This window comes from Corynebacterium sp. c24Ua_83 (assembly GCF_039907245.1).
Lineage (GTDB): Bacteria > Actinomycetota > Actinomycetes > Mycobacteriales > Mycobacteriaceae > Corynebacterium.
The window spans coordinates 1-21,554 of sequence record NZ_JASBOI010000011.1 but is presented as its reverse complement, the minus strand read 5'-3'; the positions used below and the strand labels follow the sequence as shown (position 1 = coordinate 21,554).

Annotated in this window: 22 protein-coding genes; 11 read left to right on the top strand and 11 right to left on the bottom strand. The window is 63.0% G+C overall.

Annotated elements, in window-relative coordinates; translation table 11 throughout:
• Nucleotides 1-46 precede the first annotated feature (46 nt).
• The 3 genes from QKE30_RS07700 (at nucleotide 47) to QKE30_RS07690 (ending at nucleotide 3,611) form a co-directional block, all read left to right on the top strand.
• Nucleotides 47-1,408 (top strand): amidase, encoded by a 1,362-nt coding sequence (locus tag QKE30_RS07700; RefSeq protein WP_239202002.1) that lies wholly within the window; start codon nucleotides 47-49, stop codon nucleotides 1,406-1,408.
• Nucleotides 1,398-2,132: a type II CAAX endopeptidase family protein gene (locus QKE30_RS07695; RefSeq protein WP_239202004.1), complete on the top strand. Its 735-nt coding sequence runs from the start codon at nucleotides 1,398-1,400 to the stop codon at nucleotides 2,130-2,132. The genes QKE30_RS07700 and QKE30_RS07695 overlap by 11 nt, the downstream gene beginning before the upstream one ends.
• A gap of 81 nt (nucleotides 2,133-2,213) precedes the next feature.
• Complete coding sequence (locus QKE30_RS07690; protein WP_239202006.1) at nucleotides 2,214-3,611, top strand: LCP family protein; 1,398 nt, start codon at nucleotides 2,214-2,216, stop codon at nucleotides 3,609-3,611.
• Between the two features lie 54 nt (nucleotides 3,612-3,665).
• On the opposite strand, the gene QKE30_RS07685 is transcribed toward QKE30_RS07690, so the two are convergent.
• The 3 genes from QKE30_RS07685 to QKE30_RS07675 all read right to left on the bottom strand — a co-directional run bounded on the left by QKE30_RS07685 (nucleotide 3,666) and on the right by QKE30_RS07675 (nucleotide 6,586).
• Nucleotides 3,666-4,580 (bottom strand): DUF5926 family protein, encoded by a 915-nt coding sequence (locus QKE30_RS07685; RefSeq protein ID WP_239202007.1) that lies wholly within the window; start codon nucleotides 4,578-4,580, stop codon nucleotides 3,666-3,668.
• On the bottom strand, nucleotides 4,573-5,469 hold the full coding sequence (locus QKE30_RS07680) for a glycerophosphodiester phosphodiesterase family protein (RefSeq protein WP_239202010.1): 897 nt from the start codon (nucleotides 5,467-5,469) through the stop codon (nucleotides 4,573-4,575). The genes QKE30_RS07685 and QKE30_RS07680 overlap by 8 nt, the downstream gene beginning before the upstream one ends.
• Nucleotides 5,470-5,578: 109 nt before the next feature.
• Nucleotides 5,579-6,586 (bottom strand): L-lactate dehydrogenase, encoded by a 1,008-nt coding sequence (locus tag QKE30_RS07675; protein ID WP_239202014.1) that lies wholly within the window; start codon nucleotides 6,584-6,586, stop codon nucleotides 5,579-5,581.
• 235 nt (nucleotides 6,587-6,821) lie between these two features.
• Here QKE30_RS07675 and QKE30_RS07670 point away from each other — a divergent pair, with 235 nt between their 5' ends.
• Nucleotides 6,822-7,424: a superoxide dismutase gene (locus QKE30_RS07670; protein ID WP_239202015.1), complete on the top strand. Its 603-nt coding sequence runs from the start codon at nucleotides 6,822-6,824 to the stop codon at nucleotides 7,422-7,424.
• A 270-nt stretch (nucleotides 7,425-7,694) separates the two neighbouring features.
• Complete coding sequence (locus QKE30_RS07665) at nucleotides 7,695-8,453, top strand: LppP/LprE family lipoprotein (RefSeq protein WP_239202017.1); 759 nt, start codon at nucleotides 7,695-7,697, stop codon at nucleotides 8,451-8,453.
• Nucleotides 8,454-8,473: 20 nt separating this feature from the next.
• Here the strand turns inward: QKE30_RS07665 and msrA are convergent, their stop codons facing one another.
• Both msrA and QKE30_RS07655 read right to left on the bottom strand, forming a co-directional pair.
• Nucleotides 8,474-9,178: a peptide-methionine (S)-S-oxide reductase MsrA gene (gene msrA, locus QKE30_RS07660; protein ID WP_193393332.1), complete on the bottom strand. Its 705-nt coding sequence runs from the start codon at nucleotides 9,176-9,178 to the stop codon at nucleotides 8,474-8,476.
• A 51-nt stretch (nucleotides 9,179-9,229) separates the two neighbouring features.
• Nucleotides 9,230-10,891 carry a TM0106 family RecB-like putative nuclease gene (locus tag QKE30_RS07655; protein ID WP_239202019.1) on the bottom strand — a complete coding sequence of 554 codons (1,662 nt, stop codon included), beginning with the start codon at nucleotides 10,889-10,891 and terminating at the stop codon, nucleotides 9,230-9,232.
• A 189-nt stretch (nucleotides 10,892-11,080) separates the two neighbouring features.
• On the opposite strand from QKE30_RS07655, the gene QKE30_RS07650 reads away from it, so the two are divergent.
• The 4 genes from QKE30_RS07650 (at nucleotide 11,081) to QKE30_RS07635 (ending at nucleotide 14,777) form a co-directional block, all read left to right on the top strand.
• Nucleotides 11,081-11,707, top strand: coding sequence for a DUF6474 family protein (locus QKE30_RS07650; RefSeq protein ID WP_035005910.1), 627 nt, complete (start codon nucleotides 11,081-11,083; stop codon nucleotides 11,705-11,707).
• Between the two features lie 91 nt (nucleotides 11,708-11,798).
• Complete coding sequence (locus tag QKE30_RS07645) at nucleotides 11,799-13,571, top strand: alkaline phosphatase D family protein (protein ID WP_239202021.1); 1,773 nt, start codon at nucleotides 11,799-11,801, stop codon at nucleotides 13,569-13,571.
• A 239-nt stretch (nucleotides 13,572-13,810) separates the two neighbouring features.
• Nucleotides 13,811-14,155 carry an Lsr2 family protein gene (locus tag QKE30_RS07640; protein WP_035005917.1) on the top strand — a complete coding sequence of 115 codons (345 nt, stop codon included), beginning with the start codon at nucleotides 13,811-13,813 and terminating at the stop codon, nucleotides 14,153-14,155.
• Between the two features lie 76 nt (nucleotides 14,156-14,231).
• Nucleotides 14,232-14,777: a DUF2020 domain-containing protein gene (locus QKE30_RS07635; RefSeq protein ID WP_239202023.1), complete on the top strand. Its 546-nt coding sequence runs from the start codon at nucleotides 14,232-14,234 to the stop codon at nucleotides 14,775-14,777.
• A gap of 31 nt (nucleotides 14,778-14,808) precedes the next feature.
• Here QKE30_RS07635 and QKE30_RS07630 read toward each other — a convergent pair whose 3' ends face one another.
• Complete coding sequence (locus QKE30_RS07630; RefSeq protein ID WP_239202025.1) at nucleotides 14,809-14,994, bottom strand: hypothetical protein; 186 nt, start codon at nucleotides 14,992-14,994, stop codon at nucleotides 14,809-14,811.
• Nucleotides 14,995-15,795: a class E sortase gene (locus QKE30_RS07625; RefSeq protein ID WP_239202027.1), complete on the bottom strand. Its 801-nt coding sequence runs from the start codon at nucleotides 15,793-15,795 to the stop codon at nucleotides 14,995-14,997.
• Between the two features lie 79 nt (nucleotides 15,796-15,874).
• On the opposite strand from QKE30_RS07625, the gene yidC reads away from it, so the two are divergent.
• A complete protein-coding gene (gene yidC / locus QKE30_RS07620) occupies nucleotides 15,875-16,813 on the top strand; it encodes a membrane protein insertase YidC (RefSeq protein WP_239202029.1) in 939 nt (312 codons plus the stop codon).
• On the opposite strand, the gene QKE30_RS07615 is transcribed toward yidC, so the two are convergent.
• From QKE30_RS07615 to QKE30_RS07605, 3 genes are all read right to left on the bottom strand, one after another.
• A complete protein-coding gene (locus QKE30_RS07615) occupies nucleotides 16,810-17,553 on the bottom strand; it encodes a TetR/AcrR family transcriptional regulator (RefSeq protein ID WP_070488444.1) in 744 nt (247 codons plus the stop codon). The genes yidC and QKE30_RS07615 overlap by 4 nt on opposite strands.
• 144 nt (nucleotides 17,554-17,697) lie before the next feature.
• Nucleotides 17,698-18,609, bottom strand: coding sequence for a universal stress protein (locus QKE30_RS07610; RefSeq protein WP_035005928.1), 912 nt, complete (start codon nucleotides 18,607-18,609; stop codon nucleotides 17,698-17,700).
• Nucleotides 18,610-18,771: 162 nt separating this feature from the next.
• The gene (locus QKE30_RS07605; RefSeq protein ID WP_239202031.1) at nucleotides 18,772-18,927 is read right to left on the bottom strand and encodes a hypothetical protein; all 156 of its coding nucleotides are present in this window, start codon (nucleotides 18,925-18,927) and stop codon (nucleotides 18,772-18,774) included.
• A 96-nt stretch (nucleotides 18,928-19,023) separates the two neighbouring features.
• Between QKE30_RS07605 and QKE30_RS07600 the strand changes: the two genes are divergently transcribed.
• Nucleotides 19,024-19,965 carry a pseudouridine synthase gene (locus QKE30_RS07600; protein ID WP_347934522.1) on the top strand — a complete coding sequence of 314 codons (942 nt, stop codon included), beginning with the start codon at nucleotides 19,024-19,026 and terminating at the stop codon, nucleotides 19,963-19,965.
• Between the two features lie 11 nt (nucleotides 19,966-19,976).
• Here QKE30_RS07600 and QKE30_RS07595 read toward each other — a convergent pair whose 3' ends face one another.
• Nucleotides 19,977-21,488 carry an MFS transporter gene (locus QKE30_RS07595; protein WP_239202035.1) on the bottom strand — a complete coding sequence of 504 codons (1,512 nt, stop codon included), beginning with the start codon at nucleotides 21,486-21,488 and terminating at the stop codon, nucleotides 19,977-19,979.
• Nucleotides 21,489-21,554 lie beyond the last annotated feature (66 nt).

Genomic DNA, 21,554 nt, shown 5'->3' with positions numbered 1-21,554 from the left:
AGACGAAGCCTCCCCGGCCATATCCCGGGTATATCCTTGGGAAGCAATGAACCGCACGCCCGACCAGCCCAACACTTTCGCCGCCCGCCTAGCCCGCGCCCGGCGCGATACTGGGCTCAGCAACGCACAATTGGGCGTGGCCCGCGTCTACGACAACCCCCACAGCTACGATTTCCTGCGCAGTCACCCGGATCTCCCCCTCGGCGGCGAGGAGGTGCTGATCAAGGACCTGCAGCAGGTGGCGGGCGAGGTCACCACGATGGGCTCGGTTCACCACAGCTTCGTGGCCAACTACCACGACACGGCCGCCCACCGCCTGCTGGTGGGCGGGGCCACGCTAGTGGGTGCGTCTTCCTCCGCGGAGTACGGCACCACCGCCTATACCGAGCCCGTCGGTATGCCTCAGCCCGTCAATCCGCTGAACTCTGCGATCATGGTCGGCGGCTCCTCCGGCGGGGCGGCCACGGCCGTCGCCCGTGGATTGGTGAACATCGCCCACGCCACCGACGGCGGTGGCTCCATCCGCATCCCCGCGGCCTGCTGCGGGCTCGCCGCGTTGAAGCCCGCCCACAACCACCGGTTCGGCTCTTTTACACCGGTCGCACAGGGGTTTATCGCCTCCGACCTACTCACCACCGCCCGCGCCTACGGCCTGCCCGCGCCGGATACGGACACGCTGCACCTGGAGCCCGCTCAACCGCCACGGCCTCTGCGCATCGGCTACACCAACCAGCCCTTCCACACCCGCAGCGTTGTCTCACCGGACATCGCCGCTGCCACCGCCGCAGCCACGGCGCTGGCCACCACGCATCCGCTCGTCGAGTCCGTCACCCAGGCGCCAGCCCCCTATCCCCCGGCCACCTTCCAGCTCTTCCGCGACCTCATCGCCGCCCGCTGTGCGGACCTACCGGGCACGCTGTCGCCCATCACTACCTGGCTCCGTGAGGAAGGCCGGCAGGTGCCGAAATGGCGGCGTCAACAGTTAGAAAAACAGATAGTCGGGCTAGACCCACAGCAGGCGTGGCCGCACTTCGACGTGATCGCCACCCCGACTCTCGCCTGCGCACCGCCACCTCCCGGAGCGTTTTCCCAGCTCAAGCCCACCGATAACTTCTGGGCGCAAACCGCCTGGACACCCTGGGGCACCCTGTGGAACCTGACGGGCTGGGCGGCCGTCACGCTGCCGCTCGTCGCCCCCGAGCGCGTGCCCGGCCGCTGGCCGATCGCCCTGATGCTGGGTGCGGTCGGCAATCGCACGAGCGCAGCGACGCTGCTTTCCCTCGCTGCCTTTATTATGGACGCCGCCTCGCGCCTGCCCGCCGAAAGCCTCAGCGTTGCGGTTCCGGGCGATATAGAGGCCCTGGATTTCCGCGCCAAACCCGACAACAGCCACAGTCATGAGCACTAACACCAGCGACCGCACGGTACTGCGTTGGGAGCTACTGCTCGTCCTGGGCATCACCTTCGGCACCTCGGGGTTGCGCGCCATTGCCCGGCTGGTGGAGGCAACCGTCAGTCCGGAGGCGCTCAACGAGCAGAAAGCCACCCTCAACCAGGCACAATCGGTGCTGCCCTGGCTGGATCCGATACTGCAGCTGCTCTCCAGTGGCGTGCTCTTCGCCTGGGGCGGGTTAGCGATATTCCTGCTGCTACGGCACCTGCCCACCCCGGCGCTGGTGCGCAGCTGGCGGCTGCGGGGCCGCGACTGGCTGCACGGGGCGGGGCTGGCCGCGATCATCGGACTACCTGGGCTGGCGCTTTATTTCGGCGCGGTTCACCTGGGGCTATCAAAGCAGGTCGTGCCCACTGGCTTGGACGAATCCTGGTGGCGGATCCCGCTGCTGATAGTGAACTCCTGGGCCAATGGATTCGCCGAGGAACTGGTGGTCGTAGCTTGGCTCAGCACACGTCTGCGGCAGCTGCGCATCAGCTGGGTGTGGGTGTTCGCCGCCAGCGCGCTGCTGCGGGGCAGCTACCACCTCTACCAGGGGTATTCCGCCGGGCTGGGCAACATCATCATGGGTGTCATCTACCTCTGGTACTTCAAGCGAACCGGGCGGATCTGGCCCCTCGTCATCGGCCACGGGCTGATCGATACCGTCGCATTCGTCGGCTACGCTGTGCTGTTTTAGTGCACAGTTAGGCCCTTCGAGCGCCGCTGTACCACTGCATTGACGCCAGCCATGTCCCCGGAACCCGTTATTATTGTCCCCATGAATTCTCGCGATAATTTCGGCCCCCGCCGCCCCGCCAACAATTCCGGCGGCACGGACGGTGCCGGAGGCATGGAGATCGCCCGGGATCGACACGGCAAGCCCATCCTGGATCGCTACGGGCGGCCGGTGCGTAAGGGCGTCATCCCTCCGAGCAACAACGAGCCCACCGGGCCCCCCGGGCACAGGGAGCCCCAGCGCCGCGAGATCCCGAATCAGCCCGAAGGGCCGCGCTACCGCCGTGCCGAGCCGCTCCCGCCACGCGATGCCAACCTCGATGCCAACCGGGGCCACCAGCCGCAGCCGGGCCAATATCAGGGTCAGTATCCGGGCCAACAGCCCCAACCGGGTCAACCTTTCGGCGAGCCGCAATTCGGCGGCTACCCCGACGACCGCTCCGGCAGGGGCCGTGCTGGCAGGGGCGAGCCCCCGCGCCCCACTCGGCGCCCCCGCGGGCGGGCTACCCCGCGGCCGAGGAAGCGCAAGCGCTTCGGCTTCTTCAAGGCGCTAGGTCTACTGCTGGCCATCGTGCTGGCATTCAGCATCGGCGCGGCCGTGTGGATCGATACGAAGCTCCAGCGCACCGATGCCCTGCAGGATTACGACGGCCGCTTGGGGAGCACCTCCGGCACCAACTGGCTCCTGGTGGGCTCGGACTCCCGCGCCGGGCTGAGCGAGGAGGACGCCGACCGTCTGATGGCCGGGGAGCTCGACGATTCGGTGGGGCGCACAGACACGATCATGGTGGTGCACATTCCCCGCTTCGGCGGAGACGCGACCATGCTCTCCCTGCCGCGCGATAGCTGGGTTGACATCCCTGGCTATGGGCAGAATAAGCTCAACCAGGCGTTTTCCCTCGGCGGGCCGGCGCTGCTGCAGCAGACCGTGGAGAAGGCGACGGGCATCCATCTGGACCACTACGCAGAAATCGGCTTCGGCGGATTCGCCAATGTTGTCGACGCGGTCGGCGGCGTGGAGATGTGCCTGGACGAGCCGCTGGATGACCCAATGGCGGGCATCAACCTGCAGGCCGGCTGCCAGGAACTCGATGGGCCGACCGCGCTGGGGTACGTGCGCTCCCGCTACGCCTCGGCGCAGGGAGACCTGGACCGCGTGGAGCGCCAGCGCAAGTTCCTGGCCGAGCTGTCCAAGAAGATCAAGTCCCCCGGTACGCTGCTGAACCCATTTAAGAACCTGAAGGTCGCCGATGCCCTCAGCGCGAACATGACGGTCAACGAGGACGACCACGTGTGGAACCTCGCCTCGCTGGGTCTGGCTATGGCCGGCGGGGCGAAGCAGGAGACCGTGCCGATTGCAGGTTATGAAAACACTTACGCCGGCAACGTCGCACTGTGGGACGATGCCGGCGCAGAGGAGATGTTCGCGGAGCTGCGTTAGCCAGTAGCCGGCCCCACTAGCCAGCCGGGCTGGTCAGCTACTAGCCAGCCGCTGCTAGCGGATGGTTACCTCGCGGGACTGGATGGTCTGCTTGGCCTTCTGCTCGTCGGCAGTCAGCGGAGCATCCTTGGCCAGGGCTTCTGCGATCTTCGGATCCAGAGCCTCCAGGCCATCCTTCCAGGAAGCGGACTCGCGGCTGCGGTCCAGGTCCCACACCGGAACCAGGATGCCGTGGGTGCGGAACACACCGGCGAACTTGGAGCCCTCGCCCAGGTGCAGCTCACCAGCGGCGTGCAGGCGGGCCAGAGCGTTCAGCAGTTCCTCCTCGCCCTCCTGCCGAACCCAGCGGATGTGCGCCTTGTCGGACGGGTCGATCCACCATGCGGCACCCTTAATGTCCGCCTCCACGCGCTCGGAGGGCAGCACGGATTCGTTAGCGCGCTGCAGGGTGGCGGCGATCTGCGGGTTGTTGCGGTTTTCCTCGGTCAGCCACCAGGAGAAGTCCTGGGCGACGGTGATCTCGGAGGCAGCGTCCTTGTTCAGGATGTCCGCCAGGGCGGGCTCGGTGCCGTCGGCCACGCCGACCTCCAGGGACTGGCCCGGCTCGGCCTGCTTTACCCAGTTCAGGGCGAATGCCAGGTCACGGTTCGGGTTGTCACCGCGGCGCTGGGTCTGCAGTGCAACGAAGGCCTCGCCGCCGTCTTCCTCCGAGCGGCGCAGCGCTGCGACCGCACCCGGCAGGACGGTAACGATGGAGATCTTGTGCTCCGCGTCCTTCACGTCGGCAACGAAGTGCGCCGAGGGGACGAATTCCTGCAGGGCGATCAGGTCGGCCTCCATGGCGAAACCGTCGAAGGGGCGCGGGTCCTTCTGCAGCTTCGCGCGTTCCGCGGCGCGGGCAGCGAGCTTCGCCTGGCGGCGGCTCATGCCCTCGGGCAGGTTATCTTGATTCTTTTTCTTCTTAGCCACGGTCGTTAATTGTACCTGGCTGCACCAAGGAAAATGCAGCAGCACTGGTTTCTCTAGCTGGCTCCGGCTTGTCCAACCCCAGCTCGTTGTCGCGCCACATCCGCGCCCGCCCGGGGTAGTTCGTCGCCAGCCAGGTCACTCCCTGGCGCGTAGCCCACCGCACCTCGTCTTCCTTATCGGCGGTCCACACGTAGGTTCCATCGCCAAAGCGGCCGATGATGTCGGGGCGAATCCGACCACGTGCGACCGACAGGCCGTGGGCGTCCACAACATGCAGTGCCTCGAGGCCCGGGTTGAGCATGCGCTGGTACTCGCGCCGCAGCAGGATGCGGTGAACCGCCGGGTTGATCATCTTGAAGCGCACTAGCGATTGCGGGCTGAAGCTGATCAGGTGCACGTGCGAGCTCTCCGCCAGGTGCGCCCGCTGCAGTTCGTAGTGCAGGGCGTGCTCGACCTTGGGCCCGTAGCGGTTCGGGTGCTTGGTCTCGATAAAGATGTCTTTCTTTAGTGACGCCCCCTCTACAGCGCCTGCCGCCCCCGCCCTCTGGCTATGTTCCTGCCCGGCGTCGATCCGCGAGGAGTTCACGTCGTTAAAGAATGTCAGAAGCTCGCGCAGAGTAAGCACCTGCGCGGGCTCCTCCGGGGTGCCGACGTTCAGTTCCCGCAACTGCGCCAACGTCATCTCGCTGACCACGCCGTTGGATTTCGCGGGCTTGTCCACCGCCACTCGGTCGATGGTGCGGTCGTGCAGGCAGACGAGCTCCCCGTCGCGGGTCAGGCGGATGTCGCATTCGAAGCCGTCCGCTCCCCTTTGCTCGGCCAGTTCATAGGCTGCCAGGGTGTGTTCTGGGCGTTCCTTGGAGGCTCCGCGGTGGGCGACAATTTTCATACCCTCTATTTTTAGTGCGCCGGCCTGCAACCGGCATCCGCTCACGCCGGGCACCCTCCAAGTTTCACTTATTGTTTACTTAAAACAGCCCCGCTTAAATCAGCCCAGCTCAGATTAGCCCGGCTTCGCCCATCACCTTGCGCAGCACGTTCGCGGAGTGGTCGAACCTCTCCTTTTCTTCGGCATCCAACTGTAGCTCCACGGCGTGGCGAACGCCCTGGCGGTTAATCACCGCGGGAGTGCCGATGTAGATGTCCTCGAATCCGTACTCGCCCTGCAACAGGGTGGAGATCGGCAGCACGACATCCTGGTTGCTGAACACCGCCTGGGTGATGCGCGCCAGCCCCATGCCAATGCCGAAGCTGGTGGAGCCCTTGGCCTGGATGATTTCGTAGGCCGCGTCACGGGTCTTCACGAAGATCTCGTCGACGTCCTCGTCAGCAGATTCACCCATCTTCTCCAGCCGGTGACGGATGGAGGTACCCGCCACCGAACCGGCAGAAAGCACCGGCAACTCAGTATCTCCATGCTCGCCGATCACGTAGGCGTGCACGGAGGTCGGCGCGAGGTCGAAGTAGCGGCCCAGCGCGTAGCGGAAGCGCGCGGTATCCAGGATCGTGCCGGAGCCGATCACGCGGCTGGAGTCCATGCCGGAGAACTTCCACGTCGCGTAGCTCAGGATGTCCACCGGGTTGCTGGCGACCAGGAAGATGCCGTTGAAGCCGTGTTCCATCACGTCGCCGACGATCGTCTTGAAGATTGCGGTGTTCTTGGCAACGAGGTCCAGTCGAGTCTCCCCCGGCTTCTGTGCCGCGCCCGCGCAGATGCAGACCATTGCGGCATCGCGGCAGTCCTCGTAGGTGCCAACCGAAACGCGGGTGTTATGGTGCGACCACGGCACCGCGTGGTTGAGGTCCTGTACGTGGCCCCAGGTCTTGCGCTCGTCCAGGTCGATGATGGCCAGGTGGTCGGTCAAACCCTGGTTGACCAGGGTGTATGCGTAGGCGATGCCGACGTCGCCCGCGCCGATGAGAACGATCTTGGAACCGGGGGTCGGTGGCGTGGTGGTGCCGTTGGTGGCGCCGGTGGTGTCATTGTGCGGTTGTGGAGCAGTCATTGTGGCCTTCTTCCTTCTGGTTGCCCTGTAGGTGCCTTCGTTCTTTATTGACGCCCACGGCCAGCATAGCGCTACGTCCAGACACCCTCACCACAAGAATTTCTGGACTTTGAACTTTTGATACGTGGCGTCAATAAATAAAAAGTTCCTAATAGAAAACCTTGCAGGAACCATATTTTCGCGCCACACTTGTTGTCATAAGCACTTCCGACGTGTGAAAGGAACTTTAGAAACTATGGCTAAGTACGAACTCCCCGAGCTGGACTACGCATACGACGCTCTGGAGCCCCACATCTCCGGCGAGATCATGGAGCTGCACCACACCAAGCACCACCAGAACTACGTTAACGGCGCTAACGCTGCCCTCGAGAAGCTGGAGGCTGCCCGCAAGGACGGCTCCATCGCTGGCGTAGTTACCGCACTGTCCAAGGACCTGGCTTTCAACCTGGGTGGCCACACCAACCACTCCCTGTTCTGGAAGAACCTCTCCCCGAACGGTGGCGGCGAGCCGACCGGCGAGCTGGCTGAGGCTATCAACCGCGACTTCGGTTCCTTCGAGGCATTCCAGGAGCACTTCAACGGTGCTGCACTGGGCCTGCAGGGCTCCGGCTGGGCTGTTCTGGGTTACGACCACATCGCTGGCCGCCTGGTTGTCGAGCAGATGACCGACCAGCAGGGCAACCTGTCCATCAACCTGACCCCGCTGCTGCTGCTGGATATGTGGGAGCACGCCTTCTACCTGCAGTACAAGAACGTTAAGGCAGACTACGTGAAGGCTGTCTGGAACGTCTTCAACTGGGACGAGGTTGCAAAGCGCTACGAGGCTGCACAGAAGTAAAGCTGCATCAAGGGGCGCCCGCGTAGGCGCTTCCCCAGCACTGAAAACTAAATAGAGCTGGCCCTGTATCAGCGCCGGAAGCATCTTCCGGCCATTTGATACAGGGCCTTTTGCGTCCCTAGAAACGCACCCCTAGAAGTGTGGCCCCAGAAACGCAACGGGCCCGGCGAACGGTTTCTTAAACGAGCACTCACTCAACTCGCGCTCGATTGGACTTTCGCAGCTGGCCCACAAGTCACCTACACACCCACCCGAGATTGGAGAAGAACCATGAAGGCTCACGCACGAACCATCCGTTCCAACCACTCCCCCACATCCCATCGCACGCGCGGCGCACGCCGCACCCGCCAGTTTGGTGCCGTGGTCGCCTTGACCGGCCTGCTGTTGGGCACCGCAGCCTGCGGCGACGAAAATAACGGTGAAGATGCCCCGGCACCAGTCACCTCCAACGCGGAAGCCGCGGACGCTGGCTCCGCCGACAAGGGCGAAGCGCCCAAGGAAGGCAAGGACCAGAACGCAGAAGGGGCGAACACCGAAAACGCCGCAGCGCCGAACCCCGCCGAAGGTGAGGATGCCGAGGGCGGCGATGGTAACGCCGGCTCTGACGGCGGCAACCAGGACTGCTCCGAACAGCCAGACTCCCCGGAGATCACGAACAACATCAGCAAGCTGCCGCCGAACCAGTTCGGCTGGAAGCCCACGGGCGAGTCGAACTACAACCCCTGCAACGACCTCAGCTACGCGCTGATCACCCAGGCGCAACAGGGCAATAGTCAGTTCCGGACCCAGCTGATGCTCTTCCACAAGGGCAAGTACATCGGGGTGGGCTCAGACACAGCCCAGCAGGCCGAGGTGCTGTCCGCCACGGATTCTTCCGTCACGGTGCGCATGCGCGACTGGGAGGCGCTGCAGGAATCTGGTGATGCCAATGTGAATGCTGGTAAGTACTACTCGGACGTCACCTTCCGCTGGGACGGCAGCAAGGTCGTGCCCGAGGGGCGCATTCCGAACCAGAACCTCCCCAAGTAGAGTCCGCAGTCGCTGGCTCGCTAGTCCCCTAGTACCCCGACGGGGCAACTCACGCCGTTAGGCCCGTGGTTGCAGTACCCGTCGGGGTGCTTGTGTAAGTACTGCTGGTGCTCGTCCTCGGCCAGGTAGTACTGCCCGTCGCCAATCTCCGCTAGCTCGGCAACCTCCGTGGTGATCTCCCCGAAGCCCGCGTCGCTAAAGCGCTGCTGCCAGCCTGTGATGGCCTGCCGCACGCGCCCCAACTGCTCGGCATCCTGCGTGTACACACACGAACGGTACTGCGTGCCCACGTCATTGCCCTGCCGGTCGCCCTGCGTCGGGTCGTGGTTCTCGAAGGCGATCTGCAGCAGTTGCTCCAAGCTCACCGCGGCAGCGTCGAAAACAACCCGCACCACCTCGGCGTGGCCGGTCCGCCCGGTGCATACCTCGCGGTAGGTGGGGTTCGGAGTGTATCCGCCCGCGTAGCCCACGGAGGTGCCCCACACTCCGTCCACGCCCCAGAACATGCGCTCCACACCCCAGAAGCAGCCCAGACCCAGGACGATCTGCGCGGGTTGCTCCAGCCCGTCGGCCTCGGCCCAGTAGCTATCCTCCAGGCCGGTCAGCGGCGTGCCCAGAACCACGTTCGGCTGCGGATTCTCTAGCACGGGCGTGCGTCCGCCCTTCAGCGCGTCCTCCGGCCCGACCCTTTCGGCCCGGTACGGCCCCTGACTGTTGAGCGCCATGATGCGTTCGAAGAAGTTCGTCATGTCTTGTCCCTTTTTCTTCTTGACTGCTTAGTGACGCCGCAGCGCCCGCAAGCCCGGCGCGCCCCTGCGCAGCCACGCGCGAACCGCCGAGGTCGCCACGCAGTCGTCGGCGTTGTAGCGCTCCAGCTTACGCCTGGCCGCCTGCGCCGTACTGCGGGATCCGCCGATGGCCTGCTCAAACAGTTCCACCGCCGCCTTGCCGTTGATGCCCGCCTGGCTGAATTCGAACCCCGCCAGCGGAGCGATCGTCTTTAACCCCAGCGAGTCCGTGGGCGCCAGCGCCTTCTTCACCAGGCCGAAGCAGTCGCACCAGTGCTCGGAGGCGATGAAGGCATTCACCTCCTCCAGCGTGGGCATGGTCACCTTCACGTTTGTGCCCGCGACCGCGTAGCGGCGCCCGCCATAGCGCTCGGCGGCGTGGCGCAGCCAGTAGTTTTCCCCTTGCGCGGCATACACCCACACCTGGAAGTTCTTTCCGTTCTCCAGGGCGCGGTCCTTCTGCGATTGCATCCAGTGCCAGAATTCGGCTACGTGTTGGCCTTCGTCGCCGTCCCGGCTGAAGTCTCCGAACCCGATATAGCGCGAGCCGTCGAAGGTGCCCCAGAGGAACGTGCCGCGGTTGGGGTGGGCCTCCATATCCACGTCAATCTCCACCCAGTCGCGCAAGCCCCCGACGGCGTTGCGTGCGCTACCGCCCCAGAGTTCCGGCTGCTCTTGCCAGTTCTTCTTCGGGCGGCGCAAAGCCACCTGCCCATCCATCCAGGCCTGCGCCAACTCTGCCTGCTCCCCGTTCCCAGAGGCCGCCAGCTGCGGGAGAGTTTCGATTCCCCTCTCTCGCCACTTGCGGGCTTTATCCCCCGGCAGCAGCAGGCTGATCTCCTGCGCCTGCAGCAACTGGGCTCGGCAGTGATTGTGGAATTCGCAGGTCTGGCATTCCTTGATCCTGCGCGGGCCGGTCGGGATCGGTTCCTCCAACGCGGCCTGCAGGCCGGGGAGGACGGAGGGGGCGTCAAAAAAGAAACAACGTGGCCTGCCCGGCCCGGCGCGACCGATCAGTGCGACGGTGCTGGCGGCGAAACCCCATTGCCGCAGCACGACGTGGGCGATGGCCACCTTTTGGGCGTCCCCGGCGGCGGCGCGATGGCGGAAGTCAATCGGCGCCGGCACCGCCAACCCCAGGGCGCTAATGTCCGTCACCCGGCAATCCGCCATCTGCGTGGCTCGCGCGCGGCGTGCCACAGAGTGCGAGGAGATCGCGACGGGCGTGTACTGCATAAACTCGTCGACCCCCTTGCCGCGGTCCGCGCGGACGAGCAGGTCCAGCTCTACCCGGAAAGGCCCTTCGGCCAGCACGGGGCGGGTGATCAGCCGAGCACCGGAAGCCAGCGCCTCCAGAGTCTGCTCGACGGCGGTGTCCGGCTCGCTAGGGTCGATATCCACCCTCGTGGGGAACACTTTGTCGCCGATCCGCGGCTTGTTTGGCAGGCGCCGAAATACCTGCTCCCGCCGGAGCGCAGCGTTGGCTTTGTGCTGGACGGCCTCCACGTAGGCCTCGAGGTCCTGCGCAATGTGAATGCGCGGGGTGACGGGTGGTTCCTGCTGTTCCTTGTGACGCCGCAATACCGCACGGTGGCGGCAGCCCACGAGGTCGCTAGGGCCGAGTGGCGGAAGATCTTCAGGCAGGCTCACAATAGTTTCTAAGCCTAGCGCGTCCCCCGGACAGGCAGCGCGCCTCCCCAGAAGGTTGAGCGCCCAAATAGTTAAGCCTCCGCCCCGGGGTGTCGGAGTACAGTGAAGCAAGTACAGTAAAGATGTTTCTTAAGTAATCTGGTTGAACAGTAAGACAGATCAAGACAGATCAATTCGCATCGGAGTGACATGGGACTGCTCAGCGGTATGCGCAAGCGCCGTCAGGAAAAGAAGGCCATCGAGAAGGCAGCGAAGGTTCGCGCCAAGGCACAGGTAAAGGCCGACTCGAAGCTGGAGAAGCGCAAGGAGGCCTACCTGCGCAAGACGGCCAAGCAGGTGCGCAAGATGGATGCCAAGGAGCTCAAGGCGCAGCGCAAGCACAACGAGAAGATGGCGAAGGCCTCACTGGAGCAGATCAAGGCCGGTCGCTTCAACGCCAAGAAGGTGCTGAAGATCGCCGGCGCTGCCCGCGTAGCCGCCCCCTTTGCAATCCCGCTGTTCTACCGTGGCGCGACCGCCCTGCAGGAGGCCTCCAACAGCTCCGCAGCTCGCCGCAGTGGCCTGGCTACCAAGGCAACCGCCCAGTTCCCGGGCGATGGCGGCCTGCAGCAGGCGCGCATCAAGAAGATCCGCAAGTCCCTGGACGATGGCGTGCCGACCGGCTTTGCCAAGGACATCTCCGAGCGTATGGACGACCTGGATACGGCCGTCGAGAACTCCCGCTCCATGAACGACGGCCAGGCGAAGCGTGTGCTGCGTTCCGTATCCAACGAGCTGGATCTGGTGGAAGCCCAGATTAAGGCCAAGCGCAAGTAGGGCTTGGGCTTGGCCGGCCGCTAAGCCGAGCTAGCTCAGGCTGGGGGGATCTCACCCAGCGAAACCCGTTTGCGCGTGGTTTTATTAGGCTATGACGAACAAGCCTCAGGAAAACTCCACCCCTGCCCAGTCCGGCCAGTTCACCCGCCGCCAGGTTCTACAGACCAGCGCGGCCGGCGCAGCTGCCGTCGGCATCGGCACCGTTGCCGCCAACTCCACCGCCTCTGCCGCGCCGCTGGGCTCCGCCAAGCAGCCGAACCCGCCCATCAACAAGAAGATGGGCAAGGAAGCCTTCCAGCACGGCGTTGCCTCCGGTGACCCCTACCCGGATAGCGTGCTGCTGTGGACCCGCGTGACCTCCAACGAAAACGACTACCCGGGTGACGGCAAGGGCCAGACCACGAACGTGAAGTGGGAAGTCGCCAGCGACGAAAAGTTCACCCAGATCGTCACCTCCGGCACCGCGAAGGCGGAGCCCGCCGGCGACATGACCGTGAAGGTAGAGGCCCGCGGCCTGAAGCCCTACACCGGCTACTTCTACCGCTTCACCACCGTCGACGGCCCCCGCAAGGGCCAGACCTCCCCGGTCGGCAAGACCCGCACCGCACCGGCCAAGGGCGCCGACGTCTCCGAACTGCGCTTCGCGCTATTTAGCTGCTCCAACTGGGAGGCCGGCTTCTTCAGCGCCTACCGCGATATGGCGAACCGCGGCGACATCGACTACGCGCTGCACGTCGGCGACTACATCTACGAGTACCCGCGCGGCGAGTACACCGGTAAGACCGGCTCCGTCCGCCTGCACGAGCCGGCCAACGAGATCGTCTCCCTGGCCGACTACCGCCAGCGCTATGCTCAGCACCACACCGACCCGGACCTGCAGGCCGCGCACGCTGCGTGCCCGTGGATCGTCACCTGGGATGACCACGAGGTCGCCAACGATAACTGGTCCAACGGCGCGGAGAACCACCAGGCAGACAAGGAGGGCGACTTCATCGCCCGCCGCAACGCCGCCATGCAGGCCTACCTGGAGTGGCTGCCGATCCGCGCCACCCCGCTGTCCGAGAAGGGCCACATCTACCGCAACCTGTCCTTCGGCAACCTGGTCGAGCTGAACATGCTGGATCTGCGCACCTACCGCAACGAAAAGCCCGGCTTTACCGCTGCCCGCAAGACCGACGACGAGTCCCGCACCATGCTGGGCTCCGAGCAGTTCGGCTGGCTGACCAAGAAGCTGTCCACCTCGACTGCCCGCTGGAACTTCATCGGCAACTCCGTGATGTTCAGCCCGGTTCTAATCCCGCCGCTGGATCCAGAGGCCACCAAAGCCGTCACCCAGCTGCTGGGGCTGCCGGAAGAGGGCATGCCCTACAACTTCGACCAGTGGGATGGCTACGCCGCCGAACGTCGCCGAGTGATCAAGTACCTGGTGGACAACAAGATCCGCAACACGGTCTGGCTGACCGGAGACATTCACTCCTCCTGGGCCAACGACATTCCGGCCAAGCCGGGCACCTACCCGAACGGCGGCACCGCCGGCGTGGAGATCGTCTGCACCTCCGTTACCTCCTCCAACATCGACGACATTCTGAAGCTGCCGGAGGATAACGCGCTGTCCCACACAGTCGAGTACGCCTTCACCAACATGAACCGCCACGTGAAGTACCTGGACTTCGACTCCCACGGCTACACCGTCGTGCGCGTGACGAAGGATGCCGTAGACGCGAACTGGATCTTCCTGGCTCCGGACGGCAAGCTGAAGCCGAACCAGCCGCTGCACTTCGGCAAGGCCGCCACCACCAAGTGGGGCGAGGGCATCCACACCTCCAACGTGCGCATCGAACCGGCTAAGCACTCCGCCCGCTAAAAGCCTTAAAGCGCTTTATTACCCTCAGGTACACACCTGGGGGTATTTTTTATTTATTCTTTTCTTAATGACGCCACCCTTTCCAGCGCCTTTACAGTTCATTTAGCTTTAAACAAAGCTCATCATTGATACTTGCCTTTAATGGGTTAGACTAGTGTTTGAAAATCTATTAACTAAGTAGCGCAGGTAGCAGCCCGAAAGCTATATGCAACAAACACTTGGAAGAAAGGAATGCCCCGATGGCACGCCGCGAAATTACCCAGTTCTTTGACGATCTGGACAATGCCCCACTTTCCGAGGAGGAGGTCAATGTCGTTGATTTCAGCGTCAACGGAATTGATTACACCCTGGATTTGTCCGCCAAGAACCGTGCGGCTTTTGAAAAGGCTTTGGCTCCTTACATTCAGGTTGCCCGCCGCAAGACCCGCGGTGGTGCCGGGCGCCGAACCACCGGCCGCAGCACCAACCCGGAGCGCAACCGCATGATCCGCGAATGGGCACGCGAGAACAACGTTGCGGTCTCCGAGCGCGGCCGCATTTCCGCCGACGTTATTGAAAAGTTTGAGAAGGCTCAGGGCAAGTAAACGCTTTTCGTTTTAAGAGATTCGAGGTTTTTCGAAGTTGGGGCGTCACAAGATAAAAAGAGCATCCCTAGCGCTGGTGGCAGGCACCGCGCTGGCCTTTAGCATCAGCGCCTGTGGGGGCGCGGAGGACGACGAGCCGACCTCGGAAACCTCCGCAGAACGCACCGTCGACCCGGTCAAGGGCACGGAGCTGCCGATTGACGCCACCCCGGAGCCAGTGGGGCAAGGCGGCCAGGAGGTTTGCCCCTACCTGGACGGCGAGTGGTTACAGAACACCAACGGCCAGCGCCTCACCGGCACTGGCACGGACGAGCGCTTCGACCCTCCCGCCTGTGTTTTCTGGTCTTACGAGGACTACCCGCAGGCCACGGTGATGGTGCGTCACATGCGCACCAACTCCGATGCGATCGCGGTGGTCGACCATGCCGCGCCGATCGATTCCACGCTCAAGGCTCTTGACCCAGAAGGGTGGAGCGGCGGGCGCCGTGGTGGCGACGGGGAATCCGGCGCAGTGTACGCGGTGTGGAAGGACGAAACGGCCGTGGTGGTCACCACAGCACAGGAGCAGTCCGTGAAGGCGCAGAAGATCGCTGAAGAGACGATCAAGAACCTCAAGCTCTAAGCGGCGCTCAAGCTCTCAGCGGCGCGCGGGCTCAAGCTAAAGCAGCGACCCGCAGCAGTCCCTCCGAGACCCCCACATCGGTCCAGGGCATCATCGGCCCGACCCAAGGGAACACAACCTCCATGAGCAGGAAGAAGATGCCCACCAGCAGCACCAGGACGATCAGTAGCTTGACCCACCAGGGCCCGGGCAGGTTACGCCACAGCAGCGCGTACATTTAAGCTCCCTCCGTCAATTCCTCGGGCACCTCGCCGCCCTTCTTCGGCTCCGAACGGACGAGCGCCGCGTGGACAATCATGCGCTCCTTGTTGGAAAACTGCGGGTGACAGGTCGTCATCGTCAGCAACGCCGCATCATCCTTGGGGTGCACCTCGATGCGATCCTGGCCGGGGACGGGGTTGATCACGTTGATGTCGTTCGGGGTGGTGATGTAGCGCCCATTGACGCCCGCGTATTCACCGCTAGAGATCTTCTGCGCCAGCTCTGGGGGCATGCACTTCTCGGCCTCTGCCAAGCGATCGCCCGGGGCCACGTCGATCGGCAGCACGCGGTAGATATTCCAGCTACCGGCGGTTTCCACCACGACGGAATCGCAAGTTTTCAGCAGCCCAAGGTCGTTGAAGGGGGAGCCACGCCCCACGCGGTGACCGGCCATGGCGAAGTTACCGGGCTTACCTGGGGCTTGGGTTTCCTGGTAGTGGCCCGGCCCCTTGCTTAGGTCCTCGTCGGCCACGCCCTTGACCACAGAGAAGTTAAAGTCCGAGCCGAAAGAAGGGATATACAGGCGAGCAAAGGCAGCGCCTTCGGCCGGCTCGGTCAGCGGGCGGGGGTTCTTCTCATCCCACTGATCATCCAGCTCTTGGGCGACTGCGGCCTGTTCGCGTCCGGATTGAACATCCGTCCAAAAAACATCCCAGAAACCGAAAAGCAGGGCGATAACACCAAAGGTGATGAGGATCTCGCCGAAAACACTAATCGGGTCGAGTCGTGTTTCCGCCTGTCGTCGGTGTCGCGCCATGCGTCACATGCTACTACGTTTTGGGACGCTACCCTACCGTATCCCGCAGCTATCTCTCATGGCGGGTAAGCTCTCCTCCATGAAGATTGTCGAGTATCCCGTTGCCCTATTCCTGAAGGCATGGCATTACCTTTTTGCCGATATTTTTGGCTGGGATGCAGCGCAATCTTGGTTGCTGGCACTTGTGCTTCTGATCGTCACCGTTCGGTCGCTGCTTTTGCCTTTCGTCTACCGGCAGTCTTATTCCAGCCGTATTTTGATTAACATCCGTCCAAAGGTTTTTCGGCTGGAGCAGGAATACAGCGATGATAAAACGGCGGAAGGGCGCAAAGAGCTGGGAAAGAGGCGACGCGAGCTACAGAAGGAGCACGAATATCGCTTCTCCGATGGTTGCATTCCCGCGCTAATCCAAATTCCGGTCCTGATTGGCCTGTACCGCATGCTCATCCACGTCACCAGTCCGGATCCGGAAATCAACGCTTCCGTCAACGGCTTTGGCCCTCTGAATGCCGAGGAAGTCCAGTCACTGCTTTCCGCAAAGCTCTTCGGGGTGCCCATGGCCGCCTACGTGCAGATGTCGGATTCGCAGTTCGCGGAAATCCACACCACGCAGGAGCAGGTCTTTTGGGTGGTGTTCCCCATGGCCATTCTGGCGGCGATTTTCACCACTTCTAACTGGGGCTATTCCATGTACCGGAATTACCTCACGGTGGATCACAACTCAGGCCTGGCCCGCGGAATGCTGAAGTTGATGTGGCTAATCGGCCCGATCGTGTTGATTGCCCCATTCACTATTGCCCTGGGCGCGGTCGGCCCGGTTGCGTTGATGATCTACTGGGTGGGTAACAACCTGTGGACCACCACCCAGACGATCACCATTCAGCGGATCCTGGACCGCAAAATCCCCTACTCGGAGGAGTTCTTGGAGCACCACAAGCTGATGAAGGATCAGCTGGTGGAGCGGAAGAAGGAAAAGAAGAAAAAGAAGCAGGCTCGTAAGGCCAAGCGAAATAGCTAGATGTTGTAGCTCATCGGTGCCGTTAGCAGCAGCTGCTTCGCCAGGCCGCGGGCGGTTTCCAGCGGCACGGTGTTGCGGGACATCTTCGCCCCGTTAAGCCCGCCGTCCATGAACACCATGAGCTGGTCGGCCAGCGTCTGCGAGGCATAGCCGAAGCGTTCCGTAAGCAGCTCGGCCATCGTGTCGCGGCACCAGCGGCGGTACTCCATCGCCGCGTCGCGGATGCGCTGCTCCGAGTCGGTCTCGGGCCGCGGGTATTCGCTGGCCGCGTTCTGGAAGTGCGAACCGCGGAAGTTGTTTTCTGGCTCCTGCTGAATACACAGGTCGAAGAACGCGATGATGCGATCCTCCGGCTTTTCGCGCTGGTCCGCCAGCGCGTGCCAGTCGTCGCGCCACTTCTGATCCAGCTCCTGCAGGTAGGCAACTACTAGGTTGTCCTTCGATCCAAACAGGGAGTACAGGCTGGCCTTCGCCACATCTGCATCGCGTAGAATTCGGTCGATTCCGATCACGCGGATGCCCTGCGTGGTAAACAGATTCGTCGCGCTTGCCAGCAGGCGCTGGCGCGGCCCGGGCCGGTTGCGACGGCTGGAGCGGGCCGTCTGCTTGGTGGCCTTTCCGGTTTTCTTGGCAGTCTTTTTTACGGTCTTCTTGGCTACCTTTGCACCGTCTGCCTTGGCCGAGGAGTCAGTAGAGGCCGCGGAGCCCGCCGTGCGGGATTTATCCTCTGCCGTTGCCATCTACTTCTCTCCTTATCTTTGTCATCCTTGTCATCTCTGACTGTCGGCCTTTAGCGCGCTTACGCGCATAAGTCTACAAAATCCTGCAGAGCCCATTGGACTCTACAGGATCTGTATTATCTTGCGCTATTGTTTTGCGCGTGCTTACTTGCGCTTCTTGTCCTTCGGGCGGACAACCATCATCGGGCACGGTGCGTACTGCAGCAGGGTGCGGGAGGTGGAGCCCAGCAGCATGCCCTTGAAGCCGCCACGACCGTGGGAGCCAACGATCAGCAGCTGTGCGTCCTTGGCTGCCTCGGTGAGGGACTGCACCGGACGCTCGCGCTCGACGATCTCCTCGACCTGTACGCTCGGGTACTCCTTGATGAGCTCCTTCAACTCGTCTTCCATCATGTTCTGACGCTCGACGATCATGCGATCCATCTGGTTCTGCGCATCCACCAGGCCAACGTAGGTGGTGTGGATCTGCGTGTCGGTCCAGGAGTGCACGGCGCGCAGCAGGGCGCCACGTGCCTCGGCCTCGCGGAAGGCGATCTTCAGTGCCTGGCGGGAGATCTCGGAGCCATCCACGCCGACCACGACGGGGCCGTACTTGTTGTCGACGGTCACGTCGTTGTCCTTGCGCACAACCACCACCGGGCATTCGGCGTGGGCGACAACAGCGCTGGAGACGGAGCCCATGACCAGGCCGGAGAGGCCGCCCAGGCCGCGGGAGCCCATGACGATCATCTCCGCAGTCTCGGAGAGGTCCAGGAGAGTATCGATCGGGGCGCCTTCCTTGACGAGGTAGCTGACCTCGACGTCGGCGCTGAAGTCGGTGACGATCTTGCGGGCGTTTTCGATCTTGTCACCGGCCTCGCTCTCGAGCTCGTCGTAGAGCTCCTGCGGCGGAACCATTCCGTCGGCGTACATGAACTGGGGCATGGTGTAAGCGCTAACCAGCTTCAACGGCTGCTTGCGCTTCAGGGCGGCGTTCGCGGCCCACCTGACGGCTTCGTTGCTGGCGTCAGAGCCATCAACTGCGACGATGATTTCCTTATCGCTCGTGGTAGCCATGGGAAACGATCCTTCCTTGCAAGGGCATTATTTGATTGATCCTCTACCACTTCCCATTATCCTCAAAAGCGCTAATCAATGCAGAAAGGGCGCCCTTTTGCCCCTATTTTCGGGACTAATTGGGCACCCTTTGGGTGGGAATTTAGATTCTAGTTAGAGGTACTAGGCCTGGGTGTCGGGCAGCGGAACGTCGTCGGCAGCGGGTGCGTTGGACGGGGAGAAGAACTCAAGCAGCGTGCGGAAGATGTTCAGCAGAACAGCGCCGAGATCGGTCTTGAGCAGGTTAGACAGGGAACCTGTGATTGCAGCAATATCCATGCCGGGTAGCATAACGGATTGATGGGACCTTTACCAGTAAAAAGGGGCCTAAATCCTACGCGGATTCTTGTTCCCCCAGCTACCGACACGCCGTGGGTGGCAAAAGATTTTCTGTGGCATCTTATTTCCTCCCAGCGTCACCGCGCAGAAGATGATAATTTTAGTGCCGTTTTAGAGCGCTTCGCCGCCGGTGAAGTGCGCCTGGATTCCGGAGAAGCGCTCGCCCCGGATGACGTTCTGCGCCCCGGAAGCTTCATCAATTTCTATCGCTACCCCGCCCCGGAGCGTCCCGTCCCCGGCGAGATCACGGTGCTGCACCAGGATGCGGATATCGTCGTGGTGGATAAGCCCCCCTTTCTGGCCACCCTCCCCCGCGGCCAGCACATTACTGAGACCGCGCTAGTCAAGGCTCGAGTGCAGCTCGGCATTCCGGAGCTTTCCCCCTCTCACCGCCTTGACCGCCTGACCCGCGGAGTGCTCCTGATGACCGCCCGCCCGGAGGTCCGCGGCGCCTACCAGACGATGTTCGAGCGCCGCATCCCCCACAAGGTCTACGAGGCGCTTACTCCCCTGCCGGAGGAAGCCCCCTTCGCTCCCATCGCCCCGCTGGCCGCCTGGCGTTCGTGGGAGTCGCCCACGCCGGAGCGCCCGTGGCGCCTGGAACACAGCATGTCCAAGACACGCGGGCACCTCAGCACCATCCTCACCGACGACCCGCCCAATGCTCTTACCCTGGTCACGGGTCTGCGCACCGAATATCGAGACGGCCGCGAGGTTCTGGTCTGGCGCCTGGAGCCCCGCACCGGCAAGACCCACCAGCTGCGCGTCGTCCTGCGCTCACTGGGGCTGCCGATCCTGAACGACCCTCTGTACACCGATCTCACGGAAGCCGCGCTCTTTTCTATAGACGCCCCTACGCCCCGACCGGTCTACGTGGAGGACGAGGACTTTGCCGCCCCCATGGGCCTAATCGCCAAGAATCTCCGCTTCCCTGACCCACTGAGTGGCAAGGAGCGGGAGTTCATCAGCCACTTCTAGCTGGCGCTAGATCAGTCCTGCAGCTCCACGGTGACGCCGCGCAAGATTCGCGCCGTGTAGAGGCATCCGACCGCCAACACCACCACGACCAGGGCGGTAATCATTGCGAAGGCATGGGAGTAAGCCGTATCTGCGGCGGCTAGCAGCGGTTCGGCCCAGCTGGCGTCCGAGAAATGGGCGATGTGCACCGCGGCATGCAGACTCTCCGTCGCTTCTGCTGGGGCTCCGGCCGGCAGGGTGATCAGCGCAGAATAGAAGGCCGTGACCAGGCTGCCGAGGACCGCGATGGAGGTCAAAGATCCGAACTCGTAGCTGACTTCCTCTACCGAGGAGGCCATGCCTGCGCGATGGCTCGGCACGCCTGAGATCATGGCGATGGAGGCTACCGCCATCACCGCGCCTAGCCCCATGCCCTTAATGAATAGGCCGCTGAGAAGAAGGGGCGTCGAATCCAAATAGCCATAAAGGCACACGCATAGAGCACCGATCGTGGCAAGGCCGAACCCGCCGGCGATCAGGCGTCGGATGCCGAAGCGAGTGAGGCGGGCACCGGCGTAGATGGAGGTAAATAGGGCGCCCACGGCTGCGAAGGTCACGTACACGCCGGAGTGCAGCGGGGATAGGCCGTCGGCGAGTTGCAGCTTCTGAGTGATGACGTACTGCAGTCCAGCGAGGGCGAACATGGACAGGGCGGCTCCCAGGGCGCCGGCACGGAACGCGGGGAAGCGGAAGATATCAAAGGTGATCAGGGGTTGCTCGAGCCCGTTCTGACGCCGCGTAAAGGCCCAGCCGCCCAGGAGGAGCAGCACGGCTGCCACGCCGATGACTGGCCAGTTCTGCGGGGAGTGGCTGCCCTCCTTGATGAGCAGGACTGCGCTGACCAGGGTGATCATCGCGTAGAAGGAGGAGATGAAGTCCCAGTGCTTGTCGGGTCGTGGCTGATCCTTCGGGGCGACAAAGGGCACGGCTATGAGCGCTGCGATGACAAGCGGGACGTTAATCAGGAAGCAGGAACCCCACCAGAACAGTTCCAAAAGCAGGCCGCCGGCGATAGGGCCAAGGGCGGCCGAGACGGTTGAGAGGCTGCCCCAAATTCCGATGGCGAGATTCAGCTCAGCCGGGTTTGTGAAGGTAAGACGGATAAGCGATAGCGTGGACGGCATCATAGTGGCGCCGCCTACGGCAAGCAGGGCACGGCCGAGGATAAGAACCCCAGGGTTGGGGGCGAACGCCGCGACTAGTGAGGCGAGGCCAAAGATGATGAGGCCGGCGACGAACATGCGACGATGGCCGATCTTGTCCCCGAGGGTGCCGGTGCCGAGCAGTAGGCCGGCGATGACGATGGCGTAGATGTTGACGATCCAGAGCTGTTGCGTGCTGGATGCGCCGAGGTCCTCCACGAGGCTAGGGAGCGCTGTGTAGAGGATGGTGTTGTCGATCGTAATGATGGTGATGCCTACGCCGACTGTGGCTAGTAGCAGCCAGCGTTGTAGGGGCGTGGCGGAGGCTGGCTGTGTATTCATGAATCAGACTTTAGCAATACGGAAATGAGCATGAAAAAAGGGAGTGTGTACGTCGATAACGTACAC